Annotated in this window: 14 protein-coding genes; 10 read left to right on the forward strand and 4 right to left on the reverse strand. The window is 64.5% G+C overall.

Translation table 11 applies throughout. From position 1 onward, the window contains the following. Window positions 1–19: 19 nt before the first annotated feature. Window positions 20–2,404 (reverse strand): sensor domain-containing protein, encoded by a 2,385-nt coding sequence (locus tag HGB41_RS05785; protein ID WP_171082162.1) that lies wholly within the window; start codon window positions 2,402–2,404, stop codon window positions 20–22. A 188-nt stretch (window positions 2,405–2,592) separates the two neighbouring features. Between HGB41_RS05785 and arfB the strand changes: the two genes are divergently transcribed. Then, window positions 2,593–2,991, forward strand: a complete 399-nt coding sequence (gene arfB / locus HGB41_RS05790; protein WP_171083413.1) for an alternative ribosome rescue aminoacyl-tRNA hydrolase ArfB — start codon at window positions 2,593–2,595, stop codon at window positions 2,989–2,991. Window positions 2,992–3,356: 365 nt separating this feature from the next. Here arfB and HGB41_RS05795 read toward each other — a convergent pair whose 3' ends face one another. Further along, window positions 3,357–3,593: a hypothetical protein gene (locus HGB41_RS05795; protein WP_171082164.1), complete on the reverse strand. Its 237-nt coding sequence runs from the start codon at window positions 3,591–3,593 to the stop codon at window positions 3,357–3,359. Window positions 3,594–3,709: 116 nt separating this feature from the next. On the opposite strand from HGB41_RS05795, the gene HGB41_RS05800 reads away from it, so the two are divergent. From HGB41_RS05800 to HGB41_RS05810, 3 genes are read left to right on the forward strand one after another with little or no spacing between them, the layout of a single operon-like run. Then, window positions 3,710–4,414: a GNAT family N-acetyltransferase gene (locus HGB41_RS05800; RefSeq protein ID WP_171082166.1), complete on the forward strand. Its 705-nt coding sequence runs from the start codon at window positions 3,710–3,712 to the stop codon at window positions 4,412–4,414. Between the two features lie 27 nt (window positions 4,415–4,441). Next, on the forward strand, window positions 4,442–5,281 hold the full coding sequence (locus HGB41_RS05805) for a PAS domain-containing protein (protein ID WP_171082168.1): 840 nt from the start codon (window positions 4,442–4,444) through the stop codon (window positions 5,279–5,281). 15 nt (window positions 5,282–5,296) lie between these two features. Further along, the gene (locus tag HGB41_RS05810) at window positions 5,297–6,838 is read left to right on the forward strand and encodes a hybrid sensor histidine kinase/response regulator (protein ID WP_371868493.1); all 1,542 of its coding nucleotides are present in this window, start codon (window positions 5,297–5,299) and stop codon (window positions 6,836–6,838) included. Window positions 6,839–6,888: 50 nt separating this feature from the next. Here the strand turns inward: HGB41_RS05810 and HGB41_RS05815 are convergent, their stop codons facing one another. Together HGB41_RS05815 and HGB41_RS05820 are read right to left on the reverse strand one after the other, a co-directional pair. Continuing rightward, on the reverse strand, window positions 6,889–7,314 hold the full coding sequence (locus tag HGB41_RS05815; protein ID WP_171082172.1) for a response regulator: 426 nt from the start codon (window positions 7,312–7,314) through the stop codon (window positions 6,889–6,891). 226 nt (window positions 7,315–7,540) lie between these two features. After that, complete coding sequence (locus HGB41_RS05820) at window positions 7,541–7,777, reverse strand: hypothetical protein (protein WP_171082174.1); 237 nt, start codon at window positions 7,775–7,777, stop codon at window positions 7,541–7,543. Between the two features lie 259 nt (window positions 7,778–8,036). Here HGB41_RS05820 and HGB41_RS05825 point away from each other — a divergent pair, with 259 nt between their 5' ends. The 6 genes from HGB41_RS05825 (at window position 8,037) to HGB41_RS05850 (ending at window position 14,921) form a co-directional block, all read left to right on the forward strand. Beyond that, window positions 8,037–9,263 carry a TolC family protein gene (locus HGB41_RS05825; RefSeq protein ID WP_171082177.1) on the forward strand — a complete coding sequence of 409 codons (1,227 nt, stop codon included), beginning with the start codon at window positions 8,037–8,039 and terminating at the stop codon, window positions 9,261–9,263. After that, complete coding sequence (locus tag HGB41_RS05830; protein ID WP_171082179.1) at window positions 9,260–9,817, forward strand: hypothetical protein; 558 nt, start codon at window positions 9,260–9,262, stop codon at window positions 9,815–9,817. Before HGB41_RS05825 ends, HGB41_RS05830 begins: the two co-directional genes overlap by 4 nt. Before the next feature lies 1 nt (window position 9,818). Then, window positions 9,819–10,934 (forward strand): efflux RND transporter periplasmic adaptor subunit, encoded by a 1,116-nt coding sequence (locus tag HGB41_RS05835; RefSeq protein WP_171082181.1) that lies wholly within the window; start codon window positions 9,819–9,821, stop codon window positions 10,932–10,934. A gap of 19 nt (window positions 10,935–10,953) precedes the next feature. After that, a complete protein-coding gene (locus HGB41_RS05840) occupies window positions 10,954–14,052 on the forward strand; it encodes an efflux RND transporter permease subunit (RefSeq protein ID WP_171082183.1) in 3,099 nt (1,032 codons plus the stop codon). Between the two features lie 60 nt (window positions 14,053–14,112). After that, window positions 14,113–14,487 (forward strand): hypothetical protein, encoded by a 375-nt coding sequence (locus HGB41_RS05845; RefSeq protein ID WP_171082185.1) that lies wholly within the window; start codon window positions 14,113–14,115, stop codon window positions 14,485–14,487. Between the two features lie 83 nt (window positions 14,488–14,570). Next, on the forward strand, window positions 14,571–14,921 hold the full coding sequence (locus HGB41_RS05850) for a DUF3147 family protein (RefSeq protein WP_171082187.1): 351 nt from the start codon (window positions 14,571–14,573) through the stop codon (window positions 14,919–14,921). The last annotated feature ends 35 nt before the right edge of the window (window positions 14,922–14,956 follow it).

A 14,956-nucleotide genomic window follows, 5' to 3' on the forward strand; every position in this document is an offset into this window, starting at 1 on the left:
ATCTACACTGCGAAAGCGCTCAGTCCTGCAGCCGCGCCCCGCTGCAGACCATCTCCTGCAGCGTTTCCTGCGACAGCGCCGGACTGAAATAAAAGCCCTGCATCTGGTCGCAATCGTGGTCGCGCAGGAAGGCGAGCTGCTCGCGCGTCTCGACGCCTTCGGCGATCACCCTCATCTTCAGGTTGTGCCCGAGCGCGATGATGGCGCGGGTGATGACGGCATGTCCGTCATGGACGACGTCGCCCAGGAAGGAGCGGTCGATCTTGATGAAATCGACCGGGAATTTCTGCAGGTAGCTCAGGCTGGAGTAGCCGGTGCCGAAGTCGTCGATCGACAGGCGCACGCCGAGCGCCTTGAGTTGCGCCAGCGCTTCCATGGCGTCGTTGGGCTGGTCCATCAGCTGGCTTTCGGTCACTTCGAGCTCGAGGCTGCGCGGCTCCACCCCGTGGCGCTCCAGGGTGTGCGCCAGCCGCTCGGCGAAGTCGCGCTGGCGCAGCTGGCGCGCCGACAGGTTGACCGAGATGATGAAGTCCTCGGCACCCAGGGCGCGCAGCGCCTTGAGGGCCCCACAGGCCTCGTCGATCACCCATTCGCCCATCGGCACGATCAGCCCGGTCTCTTCGGCCACCGGGATGAAGCGGTCAGGCAGGATGGTGCCCTCGACCGGGTGCTTCCAGCGCACCAGCGCCTCGGCCCCGACCACCTTGCCGGTCTTGAGATCCACCTTCGGCTGGTAGCCCAGTACCAGCTCGTGTTCCCGGATTGCCCGGCCCAGGTTCGCTTCCAGCATCAGGTGCTCGTGCACGATCTGGTTCAGGCGGGCGGAATAGAACTGGAAGTTGTTCTTGCCGAGTGTTTTCGCGTGGTACATCGCGGCATCGGCGGCGCGCATGACTTTCTCGGCGCTGTCGCCGTCGTCGGGGAACACGCTCACGCCGATGCTGGCGCCGGGCCTGATTTCATGCCCGTCCCAGGTGATCGGTGCATTCACGCTGCGGCGCGCCCGCTCGACCAGGTCGGCGATGCGGTCGTGGCTGGGCTGGTTACAGATGACCAGCACGAACTCGTCCCCGCCGACCCGGGCGACGGTGTCGTCGTCGCGCATGTTCTCGCGCAGCCGGCCCGCCACCTCGCGCAGCACCAGGTCGCCCGCGTCGTGGCCGAAGTTGTCGTTGATATGCTTGAAGTTGTCCAGGTCGAGGAAGGCCAATGCGCCAAGCGTCTTGTTCTTGACCGCGAAATCGACCGCGGTTTTCAGGCGCTCGTGCAGCAGCGTGCGGTTGGCCAGCCCCGTGAGCGGGTCGTGGTGGGCCATGTGGTGCAGGCGGCGCTCGTAATGGCGCGCCTCGGTGATGTCGTTGATCACCCCGACGAAGTGGGTGACCTCGCCGTCGACATTGGCCACCGGGTCGATGCGCAGGTCGTTCCAGAAGATCTCGCCGTTCTTGCGCCGGTTGCGCAGCACCGAACGCACGCTTTCCTTGCGCTTGAGCGCTGCGCTGATGCGCTGGTGTTCATGCGTGTCGCAGTTCTCAACCCGCATGAAGCGCGGATCGCGCCCCTTGATCTCGGCCAGTTCGTAGCCGGTGAGCTGCTCGAAGGCCGGATTGACGTATTCGATGCGGTGCTCGCCTTCCTCGCAATGGGTGATGACGATGGCGTTGATGCTCGAATAGATGGCGCGTTCGCGCACCCGAAGGCCGTGCTCGGCATGCTTGCGCGCTGTGATGTCGAGCCCGGTGCCGACGACGGCGGCCAGGCTACCCAGGCTGGTGCGGGCACAATGGAACAGGAAGGTGGTGCGCTTGCCGTTTTTGCCGACCAGCTCGGCTTCGTGCGAGGACCCGCCATCTTCGAAGGCGCTGAGGATCTTGGCCAGGATGGCGGGACGGTCGACCTCGTCGAAAAAGAACTGGACGTCGGAGGTCGGCATTTCTTCGCTCGACATTTCCAGCGCATCTTCGAGCTGGTGGTTCCACAGCAGCAGGTGGCCGCTTTGGTCGATGACGTAGAACACGCACGGCAGCGCGTCGATGAATTCGGCAACCGGGAGATCCTGGATCAGCGCGTAGCGCGGCTGGGCCTGGCCGGGACGGGGAATCACGATGACGCTGAAGGTGCCAGGCTGGTCGGGGTCGAAGGACTGCTCGGCCACCAGCACGCGCACCGCCAGCCTGCGGCCGTCGGCGCATTTCAGGATGCCCTCGGTCTCGATGTCGGCACGCTGGGCGATCGTTGGCGCCGGCCCGGGCGGGTCGTCGAATTCGATGATCGAGTCGAGCGTGCCGCCGTTGATGTCCGCCACGCTATAGCCGGCGAGCTTCTCGCAAGCCTTGTTCCAGCTCGACAGCTTGCCCGCCGCATCGACCACGAATACTGCCAAGGGCATGGGTGAGAGGTTCACGGTTCCGCCTGTCTCGCCGCGCCGGCGCTTCCGCCATGGAACCGTCGGCCGGCAACACCATCATACCGCAGCCCGTAAATACGAGCATGTGACTGTGTCCTGCTGTGCGAGGGGTACATTGCCGCACCCTCAACTAGAATGGCGACATGGCGCCGCAGCCCGCGGCGCCGATGAAACGGGGAAGCAGGATGGAGGCGGTGATCGATCCGGGGGAAGTGCAATTCAGCGCCATCCGGGCCCAGGGGCCGGGCGGCCAGAACGTCAACAAGGTGTCGTGCGCGGTGCACGCGCGCTTCGACATCACGGCCTCGTCCTTGCCCGAGCACGTCAAGGCGCGCCTGCTGGAGATGCGCGACAGCCGCATCACGCGCGAAGGCGTGGTGGTGCTCAAGGCCCAGGCCTCGCGCAGCTTGGAGCAGAACAAGGAAGACGCCCTGCAGCGGCTGCAGGCGCTGGTGGACCAGGCCGCCATTGTGGAACTGGTGCGCCGCCCTACCCGGCCTACCCGCGGCTCGCAGCGGCGCCGGCTCGACGGCAAGACGCGCAGCGGGCTCGTCAAGGCTTTACGAGGCAAGGTCACCGAATAAGGCAGCCTTGCCCTGATGCCAGTCAGTTGAGAAGAATTTGTAGGGTGGGCGGGTTTCCCGCCCACGCGGTGATAGTTACGGTTGAACAGCCGCACGGGCTACAGCACCGTAATTTGAACGCGTGGGCAAGATAACTCAGGCCAATGGCCTTATGCCAGTCAATAAGAAGAATTTGTAGGGCGTGGGCGGGTTTCCCCGCCCACGCGGTGATAGTTACGGTTTGAACAGCCGCACGGGCTACAGCACCGTCAATTGAACGCGTGGGCAAGGTAAATCAGGGCAATGCCCTGATTTACGAATTGCCCACCCTACGGGTGACCAGCGGCTCTTAAGTGTGACTGGCATTAAGCCTTGCCCCTGCTTGATCAGGCGGCCGGTATGTCCTTGCGCGGTTCGCTGCCGGCGGGATCCGGCCCGGCCTTGGCGATGATCACGGCAACGTTCTGCAGTTCCCGCACCACGCCGATGACGGTGGGCTCGAAGCGTTCGAACATGTACCGGGTTGCCGCCTCGGGCGACAGGCCTTCGGGGGTTTCGTGCACCAGGCGTTTCATGGCCAGCTCACGCACATGGTAGGCAAACAGCAGCTCGGTATGGTCCATTCCAGGCTCATCGCGGTAATATGGAAAGCGCAACGATAGCACGCGCGCCCACCGTCACGCGTGGCGGTGGCAGTCCACGATTCAGCCATTCCGACCATTTTTATCCATTACCCCGCATGGACAATTTCAACCCTTCTGTTTCGATGCTGGCGGCGCTCGACCACCCGGTGTGGTCGGCGCTGGGCAGCGGCCATCAAGCCCTGGCGCTGGGCGATGGACTGGCCAGGCGCTACCCGCGCGACATCGGCCCCTTCGCCGCGCTGGCCGACGCCAGCCCGGCCGCCTGGGCGGCATTGGGCAGGCTGCTCGCAGCCGGCGAAGCGGCCATGCTGGTGACGGCCGCGCAGGTCAAGGCCCAGCCCGGCTTCACGGTCACGCCGCTCGATCCGGTCTGGCAGATGGTGGCCACGCGCGACCCCGGCCCCCCTGCCGCCACCTTTACGGTGCTCGGTGAGGCGGATGCGGCCGGGATGCACGCCCTGGCCACGCTGACCAATCCGGGCCCGTTCGGGCCGCGCACCCACCAGCTGGGGGAATTCCTGGGAGTGCGCGACGGCGGCAGGCTGGCCGCCATGACCGGCGAGCGCATGCGGCTGGAAGGCATGGTGGAAGTGAGCGCGGTCTGCGTGCATCCGGACCATCGCGGCAAAGCCTATGCGCGCGGCCTGATGGTCGACAAGATGCGCCGCATCATCGACCGCGGCAGCATCCCTTTCCTGCATGTCTACCCGAGCAACCACAGCGCGGTGGCGCTGTATGAATCGCTGGGCTTCGTGGTGCGCCGCCAGCTGCACCTGGCACGGGTGGCAGTGACGGGCTGAAGCACCGATCCATGCGACAATTTGCGGATGATGAAACTCAGCGACTACCAGGCACTGTTCCGCGCTTCTCCCTACCCCTACCTGGTGATGGCGCCGGATCTCACGATCATCGGCGCCAGCGGCGCCTACCTGCGCTCGGTCCAGCGCACCGAAGCAGACATCGTCGGGCGCTATGTCTTCGATGCCTTCCCGGAAGACCCTGACAATCCCGAGGCTACCGACATCACGGAAGTAAGAGCCTCGCTGCTGCGCGCGCTGGCCAAGGGCGAGCCGGACACGACCGCGTTCGTGCGGTATGCGGTGCCCATCGAGACGCCCGAAGGCATCAAGTTCGACGAGCGCTACTGGAGCACGGTGCATACGCCGGTGCTGGGCGAGGACGGCACGCCGATCATGGTGGTTCAGAACCCGGTGGACGTCACCGAGCTCTACCGCTTCGATGAGCAGTCGCAGGTGGCCACGCTCCAGCTGACGCCCCCGAGCAGCAACAATGCCGAGAATTTCAACCGCGCCCAGATGCACGAAGCCCTGTCGCGCATCCTGAACAACGAACGCGAACACCTGCGCAGCCTGTTCAACCAGGCGCCCGGCTTCGTGGCGGTGCTGATGGGGCCGAAGCACGTGTTCGAGATGGTGAACGAGGCGTATTACCAGCTGGTCGGGCACCGTGAACTGGTCGGGAAAGCCGTGTGGGAAGCGCTGCCGGAAGTGGCCGGCCAGGGCTTCGAGGAATTCCTCGACCGGGTCTACACGACCGGCGAACCCTGGGTCACGCGCGCCATGCCGATTGCAGTCCAGCGCGAACGCGACGGACCTATCCTCCAGCGCTACATCGACCTGGTCTACGAGCCTTACCGCGACGAGTAAGGCACCACCATCGGCATTTTCGCTCAGGGCTATGACGTCACCGATGCGGTCGAGGCCCAGGCCGCCAAGCGCGAAAGCGACGAGCGCCTGCGCGACGGCATGGATGCGACCAAGATGGTGGTGTGGGAGTGGAATCTGGTGACGGACGAGCTGGTGTATTCGGAAAATACCGCGGTGGTGCTGGGTTTCTCGCCTTCCTCGATGGGCAAGGCCTCGCAATACATCCACGCAGAAGACCGGGACAAGGTCGCCAGCGCGCACCGGGCCGCCCTGGACGGCGCCGGCGCCTACGAGGTGGTGGTGCGCTTCATCCGTCCCGACAACGGGCGCCAGATCTGGGCCGACAGCCGCGGCAAGCTGCGCTACGACAGCGAAGGCCGCCCTGCCCGCATGCGCGGCGTGACGGTGGACGTGACCGAGCGTTACCAGGCCGAACTGGAGCTGCGCGAAGCCAACCGCAAGAAGGACGAATTCCTGGCGATGCTGGCGCACGAGCTACGCAATCCGCTGGCGCCGATCAGCACGGCGGCGGAAATGCTGCGCATGACGGCCGGCGGCGACGCCCGCACCCGCAAGGCCAGCGAAGTGATCAGCCGCCAGGTCAAGCACATGACCTCGCTGGTGGACGACCTGCTGGACGTGTCGCGCGTGACGCGCGGCCTGGTGCACCTGGAAAAGGAGACCATCGACGTCAAGTCGGCGGTGGCGAGCGCCGTCGAGCAGTCGCGGCCTCTGATCGAAACGCGCCACCACTCGCTGACAGTGCGCACCGACGCCGCCCAATCCACTGTCCACGGCGACCGCACCCGGCTGGTGCAGGTGATCGTCAACCTGCTCAACAATGCCGCGAAATACACGCCCCAGGGCGGCGAGATCGCCCTGGCGGTGCATGCCGGGGCGGACATGGTCAGCATCAGCGTGGCCGACAACGGCATTGGCATCGACAGCCGCCTGCTGCCGCAGGTATTCGACCTGTTCACGCAGGCCGAGCGCACGCCGGACCGCGCCCAGGGCGGGCTCGGCATCGGCCTGGCCCTGGTGAAAACCATGGTGACCCTGCATGGCGGCACGGTGACGGCGGACAGTGCCGGGCCGGGCCTGGGCAGCACCTTTACCATTTCGCTGCCGGCCATCGCGCAGGGGCAAAATCGCCGGCCGGACGCGCCTGCTGGTGGCGATGCCGCCGGCGCGCCGGCGCGGCGCGTGATGATCGTCGACGACAATGTGGACGCCGCCGAGTCGCTGGCGGTTTTGCTGGAAGCGCAGGGGCACCAGGTAGCGGTACAGTCGCATCCGCACGATGCGATTGCCGCGGCGAAGCAGGATCCGCCGCAGGTCTTCATCCTCGATATCGGCTTGCCGGAAATGGACGGCTATGAACTGGCGCGGCGCCTGCGCGCCGACCCGGCGACCGGGCAGGCGCTGTTCGTCGCCCTGACCGGCTATGGCCAGGCCCACGACCGGATCCTGTCCAGGTCGGTCGGTTTCGACCACCATTTCGTCAAGCCGGTGGAACTGGAGAAGCTGAAGGGCATCTTCGCGACGCTGCGGGACTGAGGGGCAGGCGCGGGCGTAGCCGGGGCTGCACTCCTGCGGCCCGTTCGGCTTCAGGTCTGCAGCAGTTTGATGAGCTGGCCTATACGGTAGGGCTTGGCGATGAACAGCTGCTTCAAGGGCTGGCCCTGGGCCAGGGTGGGCGCCATATAGCCTGAGGCCAGCACAATCTTGACTTTCGGATAGCGCCTGCCGATCTGGTCCGCCAGTTCGAGACCGTTCATGCCGGGCATCATGACGTCGGACACGACGGCGTCGATGTCGGGATGCATGGCCAGCAGGTCGAGGGCCTCGGCAGCGGAATAGGCAACGAGCGTATCGAGCCCGTGCGCCGTCAACAGCACTTCGGTGAGGTCTGCCACGTCGGCTTCGTCGTCGACGACCAGTATCTTGCGGATGGTCCCGGTTTTCTCCCCTTCTTGCCCAAATGATTGCACGCCCCAGGATGAACTGGGCGGGCGCCCTGTGCCGCTAAACATGCGACTGTTCAGTGATCCGAACACGCGACCTCCACTGATGTCATTGTTTATCGCACATGCCGTGCGATCCGATGACTCTAGTATCGGCCAATGCTGGCCATGGCGGCGCTCGGTTTACGGATGGAATTGGTCCTGCCCTTCGGCAATGAAATAGTCGCGCGTCGGCTTGTCGCTTTACGATACGGAAGAATTGAAACATAGCTGGTCAAGGTAGTAGGGGCAACTGCTATAATTTCGCGACATTTTCCTGGTGATTCCCTTGCGTCGGATTGTCCACATCCTCCTGCTGCTGTGCTTGCCCCTGTATGGTTTCGCCATGCAAGGCAGCCTGCCGCCTGTCGCGGCCGCGGTCTCGCTCGTCCACGAGCTGGAGCACGATGAGGGCATCCACCACCACCATGAGGACGACGGTTCCGTTCACTATGACGAATCGGACGAGTCCCTCGATCACGCGCAGGAACATTCCTCGCCGTCACAACCCGTCAGCTTCGGTCTTTCGCGCCTGGTACTCCCTCCTGAACAGCCTGTGTCCGAGCTGGATCCGTATGTCCCCCACACGGTTCCTGAACCGTTCCTCGACGGACCACACAGGCCCCCTGCTTTCTCCCTCGGCCACGCTGCCGGGGGCACGCTGCACGCATAGTCGAAAGATGCAGGCGCAACGCAGGTTGCGCTGACGTGCTCGCCCTCGGTGATTCTGAATGTCACCCGATGGAGAACACATGCGCACCTGCCGCCTGTCCCTTTACCTTATCGGTGTTGCACTTGTCCTGCCATGCCAGGTCATAGCAGCACCGTCCGCGCCGACTGTAGTTGGCACCACATTGAAGCAAGCCGTCGAGAGCGCATGGCAGCGCGCACCCGCCGCCCGCACGGTCGAAGCGCGCCAGGACGAAGTGCTTGCTGCGCGCGACAATGCCCGGTCCTGGCTCGCTTCCAACCCGACGCTCGGCTTGTCCCAGCGTACGGACCAGGGTTCGTCCGAGCGCGACCAGCGAGAGTCAGAGATCTCGATATCGTCTTCGTTCTGGCTGCCAGGCCAGAAGAGCGCCCGCGAAGCGCTGGCCGCACGCAGCACGGAAGAAGTCACCGCTCACATCGGCGCCACGCGCCTGGCTGTGGCTGGGTTGGTACGCAACCGCATGTGGGAAGCCGCAGCCGCGCAGGTCAGGCTTGAGGAGAAGCAGGACCACCTGCATCATCTGGAGGGGCTTCTTGACGAGGTACAGCGTCGCGTCAAGGCTGGCGACTTGGCACGCAGCGACGGGCTGCTCGCGCAGCAGGAAGTCCTGGCTGCCCGGATCGATGTCGCGAATGCCCGCACTGCGGCCTTTGAAGCGCTGGCACGCTATCGCGCGCTGACCGGCCTGCCTGACTTGCCGGCGCTCGACCCCGAACCGCTCCCTGACGGCAACGCTCCTGCGAATCCGCGCCTGGCAGCCGCCCAGGCTTCCGAACAACGGGCGCGGGCGGCGCTGCGCCTGGCCGCTGCTTCCCGCTCGGCGCCGCCGACGATTGCCTTGTCGGTTCGCAGGGAAGATGAAAGGCTGCTGCGGGAGCCTGTCAACAGTATTGGCGTAGCCCTGCAGATCCCGATTGGCACCGCCGCACGCAATCGTACGAACGAAGCCCAGGCACAAACCGTGATCGCGACTGTAGCGGCGGAAGCAGCCGAGATCCAGGCAAATGCAGTGGCCGATATCGAGATCGCGAAAGAACGGCTTGCGAATGCACGCACTGCCCTGGAGACCGCTACGGCACGCGCTGCCGCCCTGCACGAACACACTGCGCTGTTCGAAAAAGCGTTTCGACAGGGCGAAAAGGGGCTTGCCGAACTACTCCGTTCGCGGGCACTCACCCACGAGGCCGACGTCGCCGTCGCCCAACAAAAGGTTGCACTCGGGCTCGCTCATGCCCAATTCAATCAAGCCTTAGGAATTCTTCCATGAAATACCTGCACCTCTTGTTTGCCGCCATGCTCGTCATGTCGCCGGCATTCGCCAGCCCCGGCGCACACGGGCCCGACGGGGAACACCTCGACGGCCAGGCGGCCGCCAGCGGCACCGCCTCGTCCGTTCCCCGCATCGAGACCTTCACAGAGGCGTTCGAACTGCTCGGCCATCTTTCCGGCGGCGAGTTGTCGATCATGATCGACCGCTACGAGACCAATGAACCTGTGCTGAACGGCGCACTTGAGGTCCAGTACAAAGACCTCAAGGCGAAGGCGAAATTCCACGCCGATCTCGGCGACTACGCAATCGACGATCCAAAGTTCCTTGCCGCCATTTCCAAGCCCGGTACGCATGCGCTGCTGTTCACCCTGGTTGTAGGCGAAGAGAGCGATCTGCTGGAAGGTAGGCTGACGGTGGCCCAAGCCGTCCGCGACCACGGGCACGATCATCCGCTCGATCGCCGCTGGCTGCTGGCGGCGGGGGCAGCCACCACACTGGCCGCTGCCGCAGTGTTCGTCGTGCGCCGCCGGCGTCAACGCAAGGAAGCTTGATATGAAAATGACCCAACGAATCGTTGCCGGCCTTGTCACCGGTATGCTTGCGACCTCCCTGTTCGCCTCACCCGGAGCGCACGGGCCAAACGGCGAGCACCTGGACGGCCAGGCCACCGCCACCGCCGGTGGCCTGGCGCGCCTGCCCGATGGCAGCGTCAACGTTCCCAAGTTGGCGCAGCGCCGCATGGGCGTGCGCACGCTGATGGTGAAGGAAGGAGAATATGCCCGCACCGTGGCATTGAACGGCCGCGTGAGCATCGACCCGAACGCGGGCGGGCGGGTGCAGGCGCCGTTCTCCGGCCAGATTGCGCCGGGGCCGAACGGCCTGCCCGTTGCCGGCCAGCGTGTTGTGAAAGGCCAGGTGCTGGCACGCCTTCGTCCCACCGGCGGCGCCATCGAGCGAGGTAATCAGGCGGCACAATTGGCAGGGCTGCGTGCCAATCGGGGGCTGCTGGCGAAGCGGGTGGAACGCCTCAAATCGCTCGAAGGCGTGGTGCCTGCCAAGGAAATCGAAGCCGCCCAGGCTGAACTGGCCGCCACCATCGGCCAGGAGCGGGCGGTCGCCGGTTCGATCAGCGGCGTCGAGGCGATCCTTGCCCCGGCCAGCGGCATCATCGCCAGCGCGTCGGTGCTGAACGGCCAGATCGTCGAGTCGCGCGACGTGCTGTTCGAGATCGTCGATCCGCAGCGCATGGTCATCGAGGCCTTGTCATCTGATGTGGGGATCGCGCGCAAGATCAGCGCGGCAAGCCTCGTCGATGTGCCGGATGCCGGGCTGACGCTCATCGGTGGCGGACGCAGCCTGCGTGACGGCGCCGTACCGATCAATTTCCGTGCGCGAGGAACTGCGCTCGACCTGGCAGTGGGCCAACCGGTGACGGTCCTGGCCAGGCTCGATACGAAGGTCAAGGGCATCGCCCTGCCGGCCGCGGCACTGGCCCGTAACCCCGCCAATGAAACGGTGGTCTGGATCAAGTCCGGCACCCAGCGCTTCATTGCCCTGCCGGTGGAGGCAACTGCCCTGGACGCGCGTACCGTCATCGTCACCAAGGGGCTCAGCCCTGACAACAGGGTGGTGGTCATCGGGACTTCCCTGATTAACCAAATTAGATAAGCTGATCAGGTGACCATCCATGTTTAATTCGATAGTTCGCTTCAGCCTGCGCAACCGCCTCTTTGTCCTGGCGGCAGCACTGATGCTGATGGTCTACGGCGCATTGAGCGCATTGCGCACGCCGGTAGATGTCTTCCCTGACCTGAACAAGCCGGTGGTCACGGTGCTGGCCGAAGCCGGCGGCATGGCCCCGGAAGAGGTCGAGCAGCTGGTATCGTTCCCGATCGAGACTTCGCTCAACGGCATGCCGGGCGTCACGCGCGTGCGCTCGGTGTCGGGCGTCGGTTTGTCCATCGTGTATGCCGAGTTCGACTGGGGAACCGACATCTACCGCAACCGGCAGCTGGTCTCCGAGCGGATCACGCTGGTCAAGGAACAGCTGCCCGGGAACATATCGCCGGTAATGGGACCGGTGTCCTCGATCATGGGCGAGATCATGCTGATCGCACTGCCGATCGATGTCGCCAAAACCGACCCGATGAAGGCGCGCGAGTATGCCGACTTCGTATTACGGCCGCGTTTGCTCTCGATCCCGGGAGTGTCGCAGGTCATTCCGATCGGTGGCGAGGTTCGCCAACTGCGCGTCGAGCCGGATACGGCGCGGATGGCGCAATTTAATGTGTCGTTGGAACAGGTGACAACGGCGCTGCGCGGCTTCGCGGCCAACACCAGTGGCGGTTTCGTCGACCTGAACAACCGCGAATACCTGATCCGGAACCTGGGCCGCACCAATCGACTGGACGACGTCAAGGGCCTGGCGATTACCTACCGCAACGGTACCCCTGTCCTGCTTGAACAGGTCGCCGGCGTGACCTACGCCCCGGCCTTCAAGCGCGGCGATGCTGGCCTGGACGGCAAGCCGGCTGTCATCGTGAGCGTGCAAAAGCAGCCTGCCGGCAACACCGTGCGCCTGACACGTGACATCGAGACCGCACTGGCGGAGCTGAAACAGGGCCTCCCGCCTGGCATCTCGCCGCCGGTCGTCCTGTTCCGGCAGGCCAATTTCATCGACGCTTCCATCGGCAACGTCGTCGAGGCCCTGCGCGACGGTGCGATCCTGGTCGCGATCGTCCTGTTCGCCTTCCTGCTCAGCGTGCGCACGACCCTGATCTCGCTGATCGCCATTCCCCTGTCGCTGGCAGTGACGGCACTTGCCTTCCACCTGCTCGGCCAGTCGATCAACGTGATGACGCTCGGCGGCCTGGCTATCGCCATCGGCGAACTCGTCGACGATGCGGTGGTGGACGTCGAGAACATTGTGCGCAGGCTCAAGCAGCGTAAAGAAGATGGCCAATCGGTGCTGGAAACCATCTGGCATGCATCGGTCGAGGTGCGCTCGGGCATCGTGTACGCCACCGTCATCGTTGTGCTCGTGTTCGTGCCGTTGTTCGCTTTGCCCGGCATCGAGGGCCGCCTGTTCGCGCCGCTGGGCATCGCCTACATCGCCTCGATCCTGGCCTCGATGCTGGTGTCGATGACCGTGACCCCGGTCCTGGCCTACTACCTGTTGCCGAAAATGAAGCGCCTCCACCGCGGCGACAGCCCCATCGTACGGCGCATGAAGCAATGGGATACGGCCGCGCTGAACTGGTCGTTCTCGCGTGTACGCCTGCTGCTGGCGACCGCCCTGATTATCGTGGTCGCGGCAGCGGCCTCCGTGCCGTTCTTCCCGCGCGCTTTCCTGCCAGCCTTTAACGAAGGCTCGCTGGTGATGGGCATGACCTTCACGCCCGGCACGTCGCTGGCGGAGGCGAACCGCATGGGATCGCTGGCCGAGACCCTGATCGCCCAGGTGCCGGAAGTGACCCGGGTCGGGCGCCGTACCGGCCGCGCCGAACTGGACGAGCATGCCGAAGGCGTCCACTCGTCCGAGATCGACGTCGACCTCAAGGCTTCAAGGCGCTCGCGCGAAGAGATCATGGCAAGCATCCGCAACCAGCTGTCCGTGATTCCAGCCTCGGTCGCAATCGGACAGCCGATCTCCCACCGGCTCGACCACCTGCTCTCCGGCGTGCGCGCGCAGATCGCACTGAAAATCTACGGCGACGACATCGACACCCTGCGCGGTCTCGCAGACGGCCTGCAGGGGCGCCTGCGCGCGGTGCCGGGCCTGGTCGACCTGTCGGTGGAGCGGCAGGTATTGATCCCGCAGATTAAGGTGCGGATCGACTACCGCAAGGCCGCGCAGTATGGCCTGGCGGCCGGCGATGTGCTGCAGGCGCTGCAGGCCCTGGCCGAAGGCACGCGCGTCACCCAGGTCATCGACGGCGCGCGCCGCTTCGACCTGGTCGTGCGCCTGGCCGACGTCGACCGTTCGCCGCAGGACCTGGCGCGGGTGATGCTCGCCAGTCCTGCAGGACAGATTCCGCTCTCGAGTGTCGCCACCGTCGAAGAAGGCGATGGCCCGAACCAGATCGGCCGGGAGAACGGGCGCCGCCGGATTGTTGTGTACGCAAATACGGACGGCTCCAATATGTCACGCATTATCGAAGACGTGCGCAAGACGGTCGCCGCCAGCCAGCTTCCGGGTGGCTACTTCGTCAGTGTCGAAGGACAGTTCCAGGCGCAGGAGCAGGCGCAGCAGCTGATCGCCGGCCTGTCGCTGGCTTCCCTCCTGCTGATTTTCCTTGTGCTCTATTCGCGCTATCGCTCGTCGACGCTGGCACTCGTCATCATGGGCAATATTCCCTTCGCCCTGGTGGGCAGCGTGGTCGCCATGTGGATTGCCGGCGTGTCGCTGTCGGTCGCCTCGATGGTCGGCTTCATCACTCTGGCCGGCATCGCAACCCGCAACGGCATTCTCAAGGTGAGCCATTACATCAACCTCTGCAAGTTCGAGGGCGAGACATTCGGCTGGCCGATGATCGTGCGCGGTTCGATCGAGCGCCTGACCCCGGTCCTGATGACGGCACTCGTCGCGGCCTTCGCATTGACGCCGCTGCTGCTGGCCGCGGACGCGCCGGGCAAGGAGATCCTGCACCCGGTCGCGGTCGTGATCTTCGGCGGCCTGATCAGTTCCACCTTGCTCGATTCGCTGCTCACGCCGCTTATTTTCTGGAAGGTAGGACGCCGCCCGCTGGAGAGGCTGCTGGCTGAAAAAGGCGGCGACGCATATTGATTCATCACGGGCCAAGTGGCGGCGCCCATTTTCAGCCGCCACAGTTTTCTGGAGCATGTAATGAAAAAGATTTTCGTAGCAGCGGCCCTCGCGGCCAGTATTGTCTTCTCAAGCAACGTCCTTGCGCACGGTGCCAAGCCCAAGCATGGCGGCATCGTACAGAGCGCGGGCGACCTGGCGTTCGAACTGGTCACCAAGGACGGCGGCACGACGATTTATGTCGACGACCATGGCAAGGACCTTTCAACCGCAGGCGCAACCGGCACCTTGACGGTATTGAAGGGTGCGAAAAAGACCGAGCTGCCGCTCGAGGCGGGTGGCAATAACACCCTGGTCGTCAAGGGCGGCGCCAAGCTGGCCCCGGGCAGCAAGGCAGTCGCTGCGATCACGTTTGCGGACAAGAAGGCAGTCAGCGTCCGCTTCTCCATCAAGTAATAGCCACTCCGGTGGCGGTTGCGGCGGTCACCGGAGAGCGAACTGGGTAGACTTTGCGCATACATGAAGCTTAAGGATAGATAATGAAGTGGCTCGTCACGAAATATTTGATTACTGCGGCGGTCGTCGTACTGGTGTCGGAGGCCGCAAAACGCAGTGATCGCTTCGGCGGGTTCGTCGCGGCCCTGCCGATGATCACATTACTTACCCTGGTGTGGCTGCATATCGAAAACCAGCCAGAGGCCAAGCTCGCGAATCACGCCTGGTACACGTTCTGGTATGTGGTGCCGACCCTTCCAATGTTCCTGGCATTCCCGTGGCTGCTTCAGCGTTTCGGGTTCTGGTGGACCTTGGGCTCTTGCGCACTGATCACGATGGCTTGTTTTGGAGCATTTGCACTCGTGGTGAAACGGTTCGGGATCACGCTGCTTTAAGGTCGGGCATTGGAAGGCGCTTCGAGCGGATTGAT

Origin of the sequence: Telluria aromaticivorans, assembly GCF_013003915.1 — a bacterium.
GTDB lineage: Bacteria > Pseudomonadota > Gammaproteobacteria > Burkholderiales > Burkholderiaceae_D > Telluria > Telluria aromaticivorans.